Source organism: Sphingopyxis sp. RIFCSPHIGHO2_12_FULL_65_19, from assembly GCF_001830555.1.
Lineage (GTDB): Bacteria > Pseudomonadota > Alphaproteobacteria > Sphingomonadales > Sphingomonadaceae > Sphingopyxis.
Genome location: NZ_MIAM01000032.1, coordinates 37275 through 51904, shown reverse-complemented (window position 1 = coordinate 51904; position 14630 = coordinate 37275). Strand labels below are relative to the sequence as shown.

14 protein-coding genes and 1 pseudogene are annotated in these 14630 nt (G+C 66.2%); 8 read left to right on the top strand and 7 right to left on the bottom strand.

Annotated features, from left to right (window positions below; translation table 11 throughout):
- Positions 1–217, top strand: a pseudogene (locus A3E77_RS10545) (putative sulfate exporter family transporter); the annotation flags it as partial.
- Positions 218–248: 31 nt separating this feature from the next.
- Here A3E77_RS10545 and A3E77_RS10540 read toward each other — a convergent pair.
- On the bottom strand, positions 249–1052 hold the full coding sequence (locus A3E77_RS10540; protein WP_293645692.1) for a zinc-ribbon domain-containing protein: 804 nt from the start codon (positions 1050–1052) through the stop codon (positions 249–251).
- Between the two features lie 171 nt (positions 1053–1223).
- Here A3E77_RS10540 and ftsE point away from each other — a divergent pair, with 171 nt between their 5' ends.
- The 4 genes from ftsE to A3E77_RS10520 are packed head-to-tail and all read left to right on the top strand — an operon-like array spanning position 1224 to position 4129.
- Entirely contained in the window at positions 1224–1955 is a 732-nt protein-coding gene (gene ftsE / locus A3E77_RS10535; RefSeq protein WP_293645691.1) for a cell division ATP-binding protein FtsE, read from the top strand.
- Positions 1956–1965: 10 nt separating this feature from the next.
- Entirely contained in the window at positions 1966–2871 is a 906-nt protein-coding gene (locus A3E77_RS10530; RefSeq protein WP_293645690.1) for a cell division protein FtsX, read from the top strand.
- Positions 2868–3398 (top strand): YdcF family protein, encoded by a 531-nt coding sequence (locus A3E77_RS10525; RefSeq protein WP_293645689.1) that lies wholly within the window; start codon positions 2868–2870, stop codon positions 3396–3398. Before A3E77_RS10530 ends, A3E77_RS10525 begins: the two co-directional genes overlap by 4 nt.
- Before the next feature lie 11 nt (positions 3399–3409).
- The gene (locus A3E77_RS10520) at positions 3410–4129 is read left to right on the top strand and encodes a lysophospholipid acyltransferase family protein (protein ID WP_293645688.1); all 720 of its coding nucleotides are present in this window, start codon (positions 3410–3412) and stop codon (positions 4127–4129) included.
- Positions 4130–4314: 185 nt separating this feature from the next.
- On the opposite strand, the gene A3E77_RS10515 is transcribed toward A3E77_RS10520, so the two are convergent.
- Together A3E77_RS10515 and hisC are read right to left on the bottom strand one after the other, a co-directional pair.
- Positions 4315–5220 (bottom strand): prephenate/arogenate dehydrogenase family protein, encoded by a 906-nt coding sequence (locus A3E77_RS10515; RefSeq protein ID WP_293645695.1) that lies wholly within the window; start codon positions 5218–5220, stop codon positions 4315–4317.
- On the bottom strand, positions 5217–6332 hold the full coding sequence (gene hisC, locus A3E77_RS10510) for a histidinol-phosphate transaminase (RefSeq protein ID WP_293645687.1): 1116 nt from the start codon (positions 6330–6332) through the stop codon (positions 5217–5219). The genes A3E77_RS10515 and hisC overlap by 4 nt, the downstream gene beginning before the upstream one ends.
- Positions 6333–6411: 79 nt before the next feature.
- Here hisC and metX point away from each other — a divergent pair, with 79 nt between their 5' ends.
- Both metX and metW read left to right on the top strand, forming a co-directional pair.
- Positions 6412–7533 carry a homoserine O-acetyltransferase MetX gene (gene metX, locus A3E77_RS10505; RefSeq protein ID WP_293645685.1) on the top strand — a complete coding sequence of 374 codons (1122 nt, stop codon included), beginning with the start codon at positions 6412–6414 and terminating at the stop codon, positions 7531–7533.
- Positions 7530–8123 (top strand): methionine biosynthesis protein MetW, encoded by a 594-nt coding sequence (gene metW, locus A3E77_RS10500; RefSeq protein WP_293645683.1) that lies wholly within the window; start codon positions 7530–7532, stop codon positions 8121–8123. Before metX ends, metW begins: the two co-directional genes overlap by 4 nt.
- A gap of 200 nt (positions 8124–8323) precedes the next feature.
- Here the strand turns inward: metW and A3E77_RS10495 are convergent, their stop codons facing one another.
- Positions 8324–8977: a TetR/AcrR family transcriptional regulator gene (locus A3E77_RS10495; RefSeq protein WP_293645681.1), complete on the bottom strand. Its 654-nt coding sequence runs from the start codon at positions 8975–8977 to the stop codon at positions 8324–8326.
- 264 nt (positions 8978–9241) lie between these two features.
- Here A3E77_RS10495 and A3E77_RS10490 point away from each other — a divergent pair, with 264 nt between their 5' ends.
- Positions 9242–11530: a TonB-dependent receptor gene (locus A3E77_RS10490; RefSeq protein WP_458574437.1), complete on the top strand. Its 2289-nt coding sequence runs from the start codon at positions 9242–9244 to the stop codon at positions 11528–11530.
- Between the two features lie 52 nt (positions 11531–11582).
- On the opposite strand, the gene A3E77_RS10485 is transcribed toward A3E77_RS10490, so the two are convergent.
- The 3 genes from A3E77_RS10485 to A3E77_RS10475 all read right to left on the bottom strand — a co-directional run.
- Positions 11583–12710: a CaiB/BaiF CoA transferase family protein gene (locus tag A3E77_RS10485; protein WP_293645677.1), complete on the bottom strand. Its 1128-nt coding sequence runs from the start codon at positions 12708–12710 to the stop codon at positions 11583–11585.
- Positions 12703–13905, bottom strand: coding sequence for an acyl-CoA dehydrogenase (locus tag A3E77_RS10480; protein ID WP_293645675.1), 1203 nt, complete (start codon positions 13903–13905; stop codon positions 12703–12705). Before A3E77_RS10480 ends, A3E77_RS10485 begins: the two co-directional genes overlap by 8 nt.
- 32 nt (positions 13906–13937) lie before the next feature.
- Positions 13938–14630: mitofilin family membrane protein (locus tag A3E77_RS10475; RefSeq protein ID WP_293645673.1), on the bottom strand; the 693-nt coding region annotated here is incomplete at its 5' end.

The window sequence follows — 14630 nt, the reverse complement described above, 5'->3', positions numbered from 1 at the left end:
CATTGCGGCGGTCAATTCGGTGATCGCAATCCCGAAACCGGCACAGGATGCCGCCGCGACCGGCGCGCAGGCCCTGCTGCTGCTCGCGATCGTCGCCACCGCTATGAAGGCGCGATTGCACCTGCTGCTCGATCAGGGATGGCGCAGCTTCACGCCGATCATCGTCGCCACGCTGACCAGTTTCCTGCTTTCGCTCGCCGCCGCGCTCTGCCTGTGACGGCGTGACGTCACCGTAACGCGCCGGGATATCAGCCCTTGGGCAGCGCCCAGCTCACCGTCAGCTGCGTCGCGCGGCGCGGGATATCGAGCTTCGCCTCGCTGAAATTGACCTTTTCGTTGGGCGGCAGCATCCGCACCGGCGGCTTGATCGTCCAGCTGTAGACGATCGTCCCCTGCGCATCGCGCAGTTCGGCAAGGATCGGCGGCACCCGCTGTTCGCGGTCGGTCGGGTTGATGATCACCCCCGACGCGGCGAAATAGATCGTGCCATCGGCCAGTTCGCGATGATCCTGGTTCGGCGGCAATTCGATCACCAGGTCGGGTTCGGCCGCCATTCCCGGCAGCCCCAGCCCCTGCGCCCAGCCCGGCAGGCCGAAATAGGCAAGGCCGGCGGTTGCGGCGAGCATGAGCACCGCTGCGCTGGCTGCCATGATCGTCCAGCGTTTCGCCGGGTTACGCCGCGGGCGACGAAACGGCAGCGGCGCGTCGTCGATCGGGGCCGGGGCAGACTGGGCGCCCGCGCGTGCAGCCCGATCGGCGGCCGCGGCGAAGGCCGGCGGCGGCGATACAGCGTCCACAGACGGCGGTTCGGGAAAATCGGAATAGGTCGCCGCGGGTTCGGGCGCCGCGACGCTCGTCGGGCCAGCCGCGGGCGCCGCATCGGGGGCGACGACGGGCATGGCGGGTGCCGGCGCGGCGTCGATGGGCGCCGCCGCCGGTTCCTGGAACCAGCTATGGCGGCAATTGGCGCAACGAACCGTGCGGCCCGTCGGTCCGATCGCCGTATCGGGCACGACGTAGCGCGTATGGCAGGACGGGCAGGCAAGGATCATGGGGTTCTTCTAAACACGCTGATTCGCGGTGTTGCAAGCCTCGCGTGGCACCCCGACCGCTACTCGCCGCTTTACGTCGGTGAACAGCCGTGTAACAGGCGTCGGCATGAGCGCCGATGCTCCCCTGTTCCGCAAACCGCCCCTGGCGCAACACCGCGCGCGGGTGACGCCATGACGGACGCGGCGCCCGCGCGTCCCGGCGGTGCGATGGTCGAATTCGACGGCGTCGGGCTGCGTTATGGCCCCGATGCCGAAGTGCTCTGCGACATCAGCTTCAACCTGCAACCGGGCAGTTTCTATTTCCTGACCGGCGCGTCGGGCGCTGGCAAGACGTCGCTGCTCAAGATGCTGTATCTGGCGCAGCGCCCGAGCCGGGGCATCGTCCGCCTGTTCGGCGAAGATCTGGTTGCGATGCCGCGCCACCGCCTGCCCGGCTTTCGCCGCCGGATCGGCGTTGTTTTTCAGGACTTCCGCCTGATCCCGCACCTGTCGGCGCGCGACAATATCGCGCTGCCGCTGCGCATCGCGGGGGTCAGCGAGGAAGATCTGTCGGGTCCGGTCGGCGAAATGCTGAGCTGGATCGGCCTGGGCGATCGCGCCGAAGCGCGCCCCGCGACCCTGTCGGGCGGCGAGCAGCAGCGGGTGGCGATCGCGCGCGCGGTGATTGCGCGGCCGCAATTGCTGGTCGCCGACGAACCGACGGGCAACGTCGACCCCGAAATGGCGATGCGGCTGCTCGGGCTGTTCGAGGCGCTGAACCGCCTTGGCACCACCGTTGTCGTCGCGACCCACGACATCCACCTGATCAGCCGGATCGAAAATGCCCAGATGATGCGGCTCGAACGCGGGCGCCTGTCCGACCCCACCGGCGCGCTGCGTTACCCGCCGGCGAACCGGACGTGACCCGCCGCCCATGATCATCCCGCGCGTCCCCGTCCAGCATCGCCGCCTGCTGCCCGACCATCGCCTGTCGGGCCCCACGCCGTGGGTCATCGCGATATTGATGATGCTGACGCTGCTGGCCGCCGCCGCAGGCGTCGGACTTGCCCGGTCGGCGAATGCGATCGGCGATGCGATTGCAGGGCGCGTCACGGTCCAGATCGTCACCGCCAACCCGGTGACCCGCGCGCAGCAGGCCGCCGCGCTGCGCCGCGCCGCCGCCGCCCAGCCGTTCGTCCTCTCGGCGCGATCGGTCGAGCCGGAGGAATTGCAGGCCACGCTGGGGCAATGGTTCGGAAGCACCGAGGGCGACGACCCGGTCCTGAAATCGCTGCCGCTTCCCGCGCTTGTCGACATTGATTTCGTCGGCGAAGATCGCGCCGGCCCGATGCGTGCGCTTCGCACCCTCGTCGCGCGCGAGGCCCCCGGCGCGCGCATCATTCCGCACGCCGAATGGCTCGGCCCGGTCGCCAGGCTGATCCGCTCGCTCGCGTGGATCGCGGGCGGCATGGTCGTGTTGATGGCACTTGCCAGCGCGGCGGTGGTGATCATGACCGCACGCGCCGCGCTCGGCACCCATTATGCGACGATCGAAATGCTGCACCTGATCGGCGCGACCGACCGCCAGATCACCCGGCTGTTCCAGCGCCGCATCGCGATCGACACCGCCTATGGCATCTTGCTCGGCAGCCTCGTCGCCGCGGCGATCCTGCTGTTGATCGGCTGGCAATGGTCGGGCGTCACATCGGGCCTCGCGACAACCGCGTCGCTTGGTCCCGGCGGATGGGCGCTCTTGCTGGCGCTGCCGCTATTGGCTATCGCGCTGGCAGCCCTGACGGCGCGCCAGACCCTGCTCGCCGCGCTCAAGAAGATTTTATGATCAAGCGCTTGATTTCGATTTTGTTCCTGGCCTGGGTACTCGGCTTCGCCTGGTTTGCGCTGCTGCTGCCGCTGCCCGCGCCGGCGCAAAAGACCGATGCGATCGTCGTGCTGACGGGCGGGCCGGGCCGCATCGACCGCGCGCTCGAACGGCTCGAAGCGGGCGATGCCAAGCGCCTTTTGATCAGCGGCGTCGCGCGCGAGGTCAAACCGCGCGAACTGGCGGCCGAATATAAGCGCCCGATCGACCTGTTCGATTGCTGCATCGCGCTGGGGTTCGAGGCCGAGGATACGCGATCGAACGCGACCGAAGTGTCGACCTGGGTTGCGCGGCGCAACTACAAGAGCGTCCGGCTGATCACCACCGACTGGCACATGCGCCGCGCCGAATATGAAATCGGCCGCGCGATCGGCGACAAGGTCGTGATCCTGCCCGACGCGGTGCGCAGCCAGCCGAATTTCGCCACGCTGTTCCGCGAATATCATAAATATCTGGCGGGGCTGGCGGGCGGCCTCCTCGGGCTTTAGGAGCAGCGCCGATGCGCTACATGATCGCCCTGGTCCGTTCGATCCTCTTCTGGCTGCTGTTCGTATTGATTAGCAGTTTCAGCTCGATCGGCGCGGTGATCTCGCTGCCGATATCGCACAAGGCGACGATCTGGTTCGTGCGTATCTGGGCGCAATTCCACCGGCTGATCTGCCGGTTCGTGCTGGGACAAAAAATCATTGTCGAGGGCGAGATGCCCGACATTCCGGTGCTCTATGTCTTCAAGCACGAAGGCGCGTTCGAGACGATCGAACAGCCGGGCCTGTTCAAGCATCCCGCCGTCTTTGCCAAGGAGCAGCTTTTTTCCATCCCGGTCTGGGGACAGGCGGCGCGTTTCTATGGCCTGATCCCGGTCGATCGCGATGGCGGCGGCAAGGCGATGCGCGCGATGCTGAACGCGGCAAAGGCCGCGCTTGCCAAGGACCGCCCGCTGGTGCTGTTCGCCGAAGGAACGCGTATCCCGCACGGGCTGGCACCGCCGCTGCGCGCGGGCTTTGCCGGCATCTACCGCCTGCTCGGCGTTCCCGTGATCCCCGTCGCGGTGAACAGCGGCATCGCCTATCCGCCGCGCCGCTGGGTCAAATGGTCCGGAACGATCACCTACAAGGTCGGCGAAACGATCCCCGCAGGCTTGCCGCGTGAAGACGCCGAAGAGCGCGTCTGGCGATCGATCAATGCGCTGAATCCGCCCGAAGCGTTGTTGATCGACTGACTCCTTCTCCCTCGATGGGAGAAGGATACGAAGCTTTGGTCGCAAAGCGTCCTAAGCGAAGTTGGATGAGGGTGATGGTGCGTCGCTGCACCGCCGCTTCAGGCCGAAACTCCACCCCCACCGCTGCGACTAGGCAGCAAGCTGCCGAGTCTCGCTGCCTCCCCCATCAAAGGGGGAGGGTCCGGCTAGTGCCGCCGCCCGAAATCGGGCGCCGCATCATCCTGTCCCTGTTCGATGATCGAGCGGCGGATCGCACGCGTGCGGGTGAACCAATCCTCCAGCTTGTCGGCATCGCCGCGGCGGATCGCCTGCTGAAGCGCCGTCAGATCCTCGTTGAAACGCTGCAAGGTGGCGAGCACCGCATCCTTGTTCGCCAGGAAAACGTCGCGCCACATCACCGGGTCGCTGGCTGCGATACGCGTGAAATCGCGAAAACCGCCCGCCGAATATTTGATGACCTCGCTTTCGGTCACTTCCTCAAGCTCGCTGGCGGTTCCGACGATCGTATAGGCGATAAGATGCGGCAGGTGGCTGGTCACCGCGAGCACCATGTCGTGGTGCGCGGCGTCCATCGTCTCGACGCGGGCGCCAAGCGCCTGCCAGAAAGACGTCACGGTCGCCACGGCGTCCTGGGATGCGCCGACGTCGGGCGTCACGATGCACCAGCGCCCCTCGAACAGCGTCGCAAAACCCGCCGCCGGGCCGCTGTTTTCGGTTCCGGCAACCGGATGCGCCGGAATGACCGCATGGCCGGGCAGCGCCGTTGCCAGCGCCTTGGCGACCCCGGCCTTCGACGATCCGACATCGGAAATGATCGCGTCGGCTTTCAGCCCCGGCGCGATGGCGGCCGCCGCATCGGCCATCCGGCCCACCGGCACCGCAAGGATGACGAGGTCGGCGTCGACCACTGCGGCGGCGGCATCGTCGGCGATCCTGTCGCAAAGACCCAGTTCGCCGGCGAGCGCACGCACGTCGGCGCTGGCGTCGTGGCCGGTCACCGTCACCTGCGGCAACCGCTCCGCAATCGCGCGCGCGATCGACGAGCCGATCAGGCCCAGTCCGACAATCGCGACGCGTTCTATAGCCATCAGCCGTTCAGTGCGCCGCGGATCGCCGCCGCCAGACCGCGCGTCTCGTCCTCGGTGCCGATCGTCATGCGCAGCGCGTTGGGCAAACCCTGTCCCGGCAACCAGCGGACGATATAGCCCGCATCCATCAGCCGGTTGTAGACGGTCTCGGCGCTGACATCGCCCTCGAACAGCACCAACAGGAAATTGCACGCCGACGGCACCACGCGCACGCCATGATTGCCAAGCCCTTCGAGCTCCGCCGCCAGCCAGGCGCGCCATTTGGCATTATGCTCGCGGCTGCTGACCACAAACTCATCGTCGCCGAGCGCGGCGACCGCCGCCGCCTGGCCCGCGCGCGTGACGTTGAACGGCAGGCGGATGCGGTGGAGCGCCGAAATCACCTCGGCGGCGGCATAGCCCCAGCCGATGCGTTCGGCCGCGAGCCCGTGAATTTTCGAGAAGGTGCGCGTGATGAACACATTGGGCTGCGTCTTCGCAAGGTCCAGCCCGCCGTCATCCTCGGCATCCGACAGATATTCGCTATAGGCCTGGTCGATCACGAACAGGACGTTCTTCGGAAGGCCCGCGTAAAGCCGCGCCACCTCCTCGCGCGTTGCGAGCGTGCCGGTCGGGTTGTTCGGATTGGCGAGATAGACGACGCGCGTCTTGTCGGTGACAGCCGCGAGCAGCGCATCGACATCGGTCGCATAATCGCGGTCGTCGGCCTCGACCGGCACCGCGCCGACGCGCCGCGCCGCGATTTCATAGACCGCGAAACCATAACGCACATAAAGAATCTCGTCCCCCACCCCGGCATAGGTGCCCGCCGCAAGGTGGAGCAATTCGTCCGATCCGTTGCCGCAGATGATCCGCGCCGGATCGAGCCCGAACTTCGCCGCGATCGTCTCGCGCAATTCGACCGAACCCGGATCGGGATAACGCGACAGCGCGTCGGCCGCGCCCTGCGCCGCCGCGAACGCCGCGCGCGCCTTTTCGCCGGTTCCGAGCGGATTTTCGTTCGCACTCAATTTGATCAGGGGACGCCCGTCGGCGCCGGCCGACTTGCCGGGCACATAAGGGGCGATGCCGCTGATCCACGGCTTCGGGGCGAGAGTGGCACTGGTGTCGGTCATGCCGCGCCGTTTAACGGCTGGGGCGCGCGAGTCCAGCACGTTGACACACCCTGCACACCCGCTTAGCCCCGCGCGAACCATGGCAAGCCTGCTTCACCAGATTCAGCATCAGGGCGTGACGATCAACGCGCCGCTGCCGCTCGACAGCGGGCAGGTGCTGCCGTCGGTAACGATCGCCTATCAAAGCTATGGCACGCTCAACGCCGACAAATCGAACGCGGTGCTGATCTGCCACGCGCTGACCGGCGATCAATATGTCGCGAGCGACCATCCCGCGACGGGCAAGCCCGGCTGGTGGGCGCGCATGGTCGGGCCGGGCAAGCCGATCGACACCGATCGTTTCCACGTCATCTGCGCCAATGTGCTGGGCAGCTGCATGGGCACCAGCGGCCCCGCGACGCCCGACACCGCGAGCGGCGCCCCGCTCGGCATGGCCTTTCCTGTCATCACCATCACCGACATGGTGCGCGCGCAGGCGATGCTGCTCGACCATCTCGGCATATCGCGGCTTCATGCCGTCGTCGGCGGATCGATGGGCGGGATGCAGGCACTCGCCTGGGCCGCGGCCTATCCCGATCGCATCGCCTCGGCGCTGGTGATCGCCAGCGCGGCGCGGCATTCGGCGCAGAATATCGCGTTCCACGAGGTCGGGCGGCAGGCGATCATGGCCGATCCCGACTGGCGGGACGGCCAATATTATGGCAGCGCGCGCGCACCCACCAAGGGTCTCGCGGTCGCGCGCATGGCGGCGCACATCACCTATTTGTCGGAGGAGGGGCTGACCGAAAAATTTGGCCGCCGCTTGCAGGCGCGCGACATCAAAAGCTTTGGTTTCGATGCCGATTTCCAGGTCGAATCCTATCTGCGGCACCAGGGCCTGGCCTTTACCGACCGTTTCGACGCCAACGCCTATCTCTATATCACCCGCGCGATGGACTATTTCGACCTTGCCGAACCGCACGACGGACGGCTTGCGGGGGCGTTCGCCAAGGCCAAGGACGTGCGCTTCACGCTCGTCAGCTTCGACACCGACTGGCTCTACCCCACCTCTGAATCGCGGCGCATCGTCCAGGCGCTGCAAAGCGTCGGCGCGCCCGCCAGCTTTGTCGAACTGTCGGCGCCCTTCGGCCACGACAGCTTCCTCCTCGACGTGCCCGCCCTCGACCGCATCATCGCCGGCACGCTGGGGCGCGGCGGATGACAAAATTGCGTCCCGACCTCGAAATCATCGCCAACGCCATCCCGGGGCGCACGCGCGTTCTGGATGTCGGCTGCGGCGACGGCGCGCTGATGGCCGAACTGCGCGCGCATAAATATGTCGACGCCCGCGGCCTCGAAATCGATGTCGCCGCGATCGAGGCGGCGATGGCGCAGGGGCTATCGGTGGTGCAAGGCGACGCCAACCGCGACCTTGCGGACTATCCCGACGACGCTTTCGACTATGCGATCTTGTCGCAGACGCTCCAGACGACCGAACGTCCCGACCGCGTCGTCGAGGAATTGCTGCGCATCGCGCCGCGCGCATTCGTCAGCTTCCCCAATTTCGCGCACTGGCGCGTGCGGATGTCGTTGCTGTGGAACGGCCGGATGCCGGTGACGCGGCTGCTGCCCGTCGCCTGGTACGAAACGCCGAATATCCACCATGTCACGGTCAGCGATTTTCGCGATCTTGTGCGCGCCAGGGGCATAAGGGTCGAGCGCGCCTGGTATCTTTCGGGCGACCGGCCGACGAGCGACGCCGCCGCGACCTGGCGCGCCGAACATGCGATCTTCCTGATCGCCCGCGGTTGAGTCGCGGACAGCGGCTAGCGACCGATTGCGGACCTTGTTTCTTCGTCATCCCGGACTTGATCCGGGATCCATCACGGCGCTGAAGTCATGGACCCCGGATCAAGTCCGGGGTGACGAGAGGGCGGAGCGGACGCCCGCTTCCCACCCCCAATCCGACCTTCGACATTGCGTGGAAGCCGCCCTATGCCAAGGGCTCACCCTCAATCGCGCTTCTTGAGCCCATTTGCGAGCAGATCATTCGCGACGCGCGCAATCTCCGAAATGTCGGTCTCTTCGTCCCACAATCCGTAGCGCATCCCCAGAAACACGTTCATCCCGCCGATTGCCCAAGCGTGGATCTCGCTGACGTCGGGCCGGATCTCGCCCCGCGCGGCGCCACCTTCCAGCCGTTGGCGGACACGCGCGACCGTCGTTTCATAATGGCGGCGATAGCTGGCATAATCGACGAACTCGGCCTCGTCGATGATGCGATAGATCTCCTTATGCTCGCGCACGAAGCCCAGATAGGATTCCAGACCGATGCGTTCGGCGCTGATCTCGTCGGGCGCCGCCTGGACCAGCGGGGTGACATGGTCGCGCAATTGCTCGCTCATATAGCGGACAAGCGCCTGGAAGATTTCCTCTTTTGAATCGAAATAGGTGTAGAAACTGCCGAGCGCGGTTCCGGCGCGGCGCGTGATCGCGCTGATCGACGCTTCATGAAATCCGCGCTCGCCGAATTCCACCGCCGCAGCGTCGAGCAGCTTGCGCAGGGTGCGGCGCCCGCGCTCGGTGCGCGGCGTCTTGTCGGGGTTGCCCGCATCGCTTTTTTCGGCGCCCGGTTGGTCCGGTGCGGATGATCGCGGCTGATCCATGCTGCCTTCCATCTCCCCCGTCCCGTTCGGCTTTTAACGCCATCGTGGCTTTTTCGCACCACTGGCAAGCAAAAAGCGACGTCTGCATATTCCAAGTTGAAACTTGGTTCACCTTTCATTATTGGATGCAGCGCGGCTTGGCAAGCACCAGCCCAATAAAACCGAAAAAGGGTGGCGACGCGCCGCCCGCCACATGGGAGAGTCATCATGCGTCCTTTCGCCCGCTCGCTGCGCCGCGCCGTCCTTGCCACCAGCGCGCTTTCCATGTTGGCCGTCGCGCCGCCGATCTTCGCGCAGGAAGCCGGCGCGACCGACGCGGGGGATGACGAAATCATCGTGACGGCACGCCGCAGGGACGAACGGCTGATCGACGTCCCGGTCGCCATTACCGCCTATTCGGGCGACGCGCTGGCAAAGGCCGGCGCGATCGACATCACCGACATCGGCCAGACCACCCCGAACACGACGCTCGAAGTGTCGCGCGGCACCAACTCGACGCTCAGCGCCTTCATCCGCGGCGTCGGCCAGCAGGACCCGGTGTCGGGCTTTGAACAGGGCGTCGGACTCTATCTCGACGACGTCTATCTCAACCGCCCGCAAGCCGCCGTGCTCGACATTTATGACGTCGAACGCATCGAAGTGCTGCGCGGCCCGCAGGGCACGCTTTACGGCCGCAACACCATCGGTGGCGCGGTCAAATATGTCACCAAGCCGTTGCCGCAGGACGTCTCGCTCAAGATCAAGGGAACGCTGGGCACCTATGACCAGGCCGACCTGATCGTCACCGCGAGCGCGCCGATCGGCGATTTGCTGCGCGTCGGCGTGTCGGGCGCCCGCCTGTCGCGCGGCGGCTTTGGCGACAACCTGACCACCGGCCTTGAAAATTACAACAAGGACGTCTGGGCCGGACGCGGCACGATCGAACTCGGCGGCTATGGCGAGCCGGTGCTGATCCGCATTTCGGGCGACTATACCAAGGACAAGAGCGCCCCGCGCGGCGGCCACCGCCTCATCCCCTCGCTGGCGACCGCCGCCCCGGTGCTCGACGATGTCTTCGACAGCCGCGGCGCGCTCAACGATCCCAAGCAGGAGATCGAATCCTACGGCCTGGCGATGAACGTCACGGCAGAGCTTTCCGATACGCTGACGCTCCGTTCGATCAGCGCCTGGCGCAAGGACAGTTCGGCGACGCCGATCGATTTCGACGCGCTGCCGGCGGTTGACGTCGACGTCCCCGGCTTTTATTATAACGAACAGATCAGTCAGGAATTCCAGCTGCTCTACGAGGGCGACCGGCTCAAGGGCCTGCTCGGTTTCTATTATCTCGACGCCACCGCCGATACGCTGTTCGACGTCCGCATCTTCAACACCTTCGCGGGGTTGACCGCCTTCACCGAAGCCGATGTCGACACGACCACCTTTGCGGTGTTCGGCGACGCGACCTTCGACTTCACCGACCAGCTCAGCCTGTCGGTCGGCGGCCGCTACACCTGGGACAAGCGCGAGGCGTCGATCCTGCGCCAGAATTATCTGGGCGGCGGGTCGCCCGTTTTTGGCGGCGCGGGTGTGCCCTTCGGCGCCCCGGGCACCGATTTTGAGGGCAGCCGCAAGTTCAACAAATTCACCCCGCGCGCATCGCTGTCGTTCAAGCCGACCCCCGACCACACGCTTTACGCCAGCTATTCGCAGGGCTTTAAAGGCGGCGGCTTCGATCCGCGCGGCGTCGGGGTCAATGCCCCGGACACCGACGGCAATGGCGTGCGCAGCGACGACGAGATCGCCGCTTTCCTGAGCTTCCGTCCCGAAAAGGTCGAAAGCTATGAACTCGGCTACAAGGGCAGCTTGCTCGACGGCGCGGTCAATATCGCACTCGCGGGCTTCTACGCCGACTACACCGACGTCCAGATTCCCGGTTCGGTCGCCTGCTCGGTCGGCGGCCTGCCCAGCTTCTGCGGCGTCGTGTCGAACGCCGGCAAGGCGACGTTCAAGGGCATCGAATTTGAGGGCCGCGCGCGGCTTGGCGAAGACCTGGCCGCGACCGGCGACCGGCTGACGCTGTCGACCGCGCTCGGCTATATCGACGCCGATTATAAGGAATATGTATCGAACATCGGCGGCGTGCCGACCGACGTGGCCGATTTCCGCGAGGTGCAGAACACGCCGAAATGGACCGCCAGCGGCACGCTGGCCTATGCAACGCCGATCGGCGACGGCGACCTCAGCCTGGGCACCACCCTGTCGTATCGCAGCAAGACCTATCAGTTCGAGATCCCGAACCCCTATATCGACCAAAAGGGCTTTGCGATGCTCGACGCCAGCATCGTCTACACCGCGCCCGACGATCGCTGGAGCATCGGGCTGTTCGGCAAGAACCTGACCGACAAGGAATATAAGACGTCGGGCTATACGTTCATCAACGTCAACCCGACCACCGGCGCGCCAATCCTCGGCGGCAACGGCCTGCCGACCTCGGCGCTCGGCACCGAAGGCACGCTCACCGCCTTCTACGGCAACCCGCGCCAGGTTTTTGTCACCGGCACGGTCAAATTCTAGGCCTGACCTGAAAAAAAGGGGGAAAGGGGCGTCCGCTGCGGCGCCCCTTTTTCTATGGGGCCAGAGGGGGTGCGCCGGTCCGCGCGACCATGCGTTCGCCATCGATGACAATCGGGCTCGCGACCCCGTCGATCGACGCGCCTTCGGGACGGAAGCGCAGCCCGCGCGCCACCACCTGCGGGTCGGCAAACACGGCGCCAAGGTCGTTGATCGGTCCCGCCGGCACGCCTTCGGCCTCGAGCGCCAGCGACAGCGGTTGCGCATCCCATGCGGCGATCCTGGCCGCAAGCAGCGGGATCAGTTCGGCCCGGTTCGCGAGCCGCGCCGCATTGTTCGCGAAACGCGGGTCGTCGGCCCATTCGGGCACGCCCAATATGCCGCACAGCCTGCGATACTGGCCGTCGTTGCCGACCGCGATCACCAGCTGGCCGTCGGCGGTCGCAAAGACCTGATAAGGCACGACATTGACATGGGCATTGCCCATCCGTTTCGGTACGACGCCGCTCGCAAGATAGTTGGCGGCCTGGTTGGCGAGCACCGCGACCTGGCTGTCGAGCAAGGCCATGTCGATATGCGCGCCGCCGCCCGTGACGTCACGGCGTCGCAGCGCGGCAAGGATCGCGACGGCGGAATACATGCCGGTAAAGATGTCGGCATAGGCGATCCCGGCCTTTTGCGGTGGCCCGTCGGGATCGCCGGTCAGCGACATGAAACCGCTCATCGCCTGCACGATATAGTCATAGCCCGCGCGGTGCGCATAGGGCCCCGTCTGTCCAAAGCCGGTGATCGAACAGATGACGAGCCGCGGGAAATCGGCGCGCAGCCGCGCCGGGTCGAGCCCATATTTGACCAGCCCGCCGACCTTGTAATTTTCGATGACGACATCGGCGTCGGCGAGCAGCGCACGCACCGCGGCCTGCCCGTCGGCGCCCGCGATGTCGATCGCGACGCTCTGCTTGCCGCGGTTGCAGCTGTGATAATAGGCCGCACCCAAAGCTTCACCGTCGGCGCCGGTGACGAAGGGCGGACCCCATTCGCGCGTATCGTCGCCCGCGCCCGGCCGTTCGACCTTGACCACCTCGGCGCCCAGGTCGGCGAGCAATTGCCCGCACCATGGTCCCGCGAGCACCCGCGCCAGTTCGACGACGCGGATGCCTTCCAGCGGTTTCGGATCAGGCAAAGGCGCTGATGCCGGTGATCGCGCGTCCCAGGATCAGCGCATGGACGTCGTGCGTGCCTTCATAGGTGTTCACCGTTTCCAGGTTCACCGCGTGGCGGATGACATGATAATCGGCTGAAATGCCGTTGCCGCCATGCATATCGCGCGCGACCCGCGCGATATCGAGCGCCTTGCCGCAATTGTTGCGCTTGAGCAGGCTGATCGCATCGGGAATCAGGCGGCCTTCGTCGATCAGCCGCCCGACGCGCAGCGCCGCCTGCAAGCCCAGCGCGATTTCGGTGAGCATATTCGCGAGTTTCAGCTGGACGATCTGGTTTGCCGCGAGCGGGCGTCCGAACTGCTTGCGCTCGCCGGTATAGCCCCGCGCCGCTTCATAGCAGAATTCGGCGGCGCCCATCGCGCCCCAGCCGATGCCGTAACGCGCGCGGTTGAGGCAGCCGAACGGACCTTTCAGCCCCGACACATGCGGCAGCAGCGCATCCTCGCCGACCTCGACCCCGTCCATGACGATTTCGCCGGTGACCGACGCGCGCAAGGACACCTTGCCCTCGATCTTCGGCGCGGACAGGCCCTTCATCCCCTTTTCGAGCACAAAGCCGCGGATTGCGCCGTCGTGCGCCTCCGACTTCGCCCACACGACAAAGACGTCGGCGATCGGCGAATTGGTGATCCACATCTTCGCGCCCTTCAGGCGGTAACCGCCCGCGATTTTTTCGGCGCGCGTCCGCATCCCGCCGGGGTCGCTGCCCGCATCGGGTTCGGTCAGGCCGAAACAGCCGACCAGCTCGCCCGACGTCAATCCGGGCAGATATTTGCGCTTCTGCTCCTCGCTGCCATAGGCGTTGATCGGATGGATCACGAGGCTGCTCTGCACCGAACAGGCCGAACGATAGCCCGAATCGATGCGCTCGACCTCGCGCGCGATCAGGCCGTAGCTGACATAGTTCAGGCCGGCGCCGCCATATTCGGGATCGATCGTCGCGCCGAGCAGGCCGAGCGCGCCCATTTCCGACATGATCTCGCGATCGAAGCGTTCGTCGAGAAAGGCCGACGTGACACGCGGCAACAGCGCATCGGTCGCATAGGCGCGCGCGGTGTCGCGAACCATCCGCTCCTCTTCGCTCAGCTCGGCGTCGATCTGGAGGGGATCGAGCGGGTCGAGCGCCTCGATGCGCTGCGGGTCGGCGAGGGCCATGAACGGGCTTTCTCTATATGGGCGGGCAGCCCTTACCGGATTGCGCGCTGCGGGGTCGGTTCGGCCGCCTTCGGGGCCAACGCGGCAGCGGGGCTGTCGCGCGGTTCCAATATCGCCGCGGTTTCGATCAGGTCAAGCGCGCGCCGCGCCTCGTGGTAACGGCGCGCATCGATCAGCCAGTCGGTCGCCGCCGTCGCGCCCGGCATCGCCTCGACCTCGGCAATCGCCAGATCGGCCTGCCCCGCCCCCAAATAGCGCCGCGCACGATCGAGCCGTTCGGAGGCGCGCGGCGACTGTGTTCCGGCAGCGCGCACAACGAACAATTCGCCAAGTTCGCGGCGCAACCCGGTCCACAGGCTGCCATTTCCGTCGCCGTCGCGCCCGACAAGCTGCGGTGCCAGCATGTCGAGTTCGGCGCGAAGCTGTTCGAGCGTCACGGGTTCGCGCGACGTGTCGATGATCGTCTTGACCGCGTTGGGCTGGTCGTCGCCAAAGCGCAGCCGGAGCTGCGCGTCGAGATAGCCGAGCGACAATCCGCGATCGAGCGCGCGGCGAACCGCAAAGGCAACCAACAGCCCTTCGGCGCGCGAGGCGTTGCCCGATGCCGATTCGGCTTCGAGCGTGATTCGCGACAGCCGCTGTTCGAGTTCGGCGACGCGCGCCGCCAGCGCATTGGCGCCGTCGACCGGCGCGACGAGCAGCGGCTGGCCGTCGGGCGCCGCTTT

Coding starts and splice junctions, on each gene's coding strand:
- A3E77_RS10540 (WP_293645692.1), bottom strand. CDS start 1,052: ATGATCCTTGCCTGCCCGTCCTGCCATACGCGCTACGTCGTGCCCGAT.
- ftsE (WP_293645691.1), top strand. CDS start 1,224: ATGACGGACGCGGCGCCCGCGCGTCCCGGCGGTGCGATGGTCGAATTC.
- A3E77_RS10530 (WP_293645690.1), top strand. CDS start 1,966: ATGATCATCCCGCGCGTCCCCGTCCAGCATCGCCGCCTGCTGCCCGAC.
- A3E77_RS10525 (WP_293645689.1), top strand. CDS start 2,868: ATGATCAAGCGCTTGATTTCGATTTTGTTCCTGGCCTGGGTACTCGGC.
- A3E77_RS10520 (WP_293645688.1), top strand. CDS start 3,410: ATGCGCTACATGATCGCCCTGGTCCGTTCGATCCTCTTCTGGCTGCTG.
- hisC (WP_293645687.1), bottom strand. CDS start 6,332: ATGACCGACACCAGTGCCACTCTCGCCCCGAAGCCGTGGATCAGCGGC.
- metX (WP_293645685.1), top strand. CDS start 6,412: ATGGCAAGCCTGCTTCACCAGATTCAGCATCAGGGCGTGACGATCAAC.
- metW (WP_293645683.1), top strand. CDS start 7,530: ATGACAAAATTGCGTCCCGACCTCGAAATCATCGCCAACGCCATCCCG.
- A3E77_RS10495 (WP_293645681.1), bottom strand. CDS start 8,977: ATGGATCAGCCGCGATCATCCGCACCGGACCAACCGGGCGCCGAAAAA.
- A3E77_RS10490 (WP_458574437.1), top strand. CDS start 9,242: ATGTTGGCCGTCGCGCCGCCGATCTTCGCGCAGGAAGCCGGCGCGACC.
- A3E77_RS10480 (WP_293645675.1), bottom strand. CDS start 13,905: ATGGCCCTCGCCGACCCGCAGCGCATCGAGGCGCTCGACCCGCTCGAT.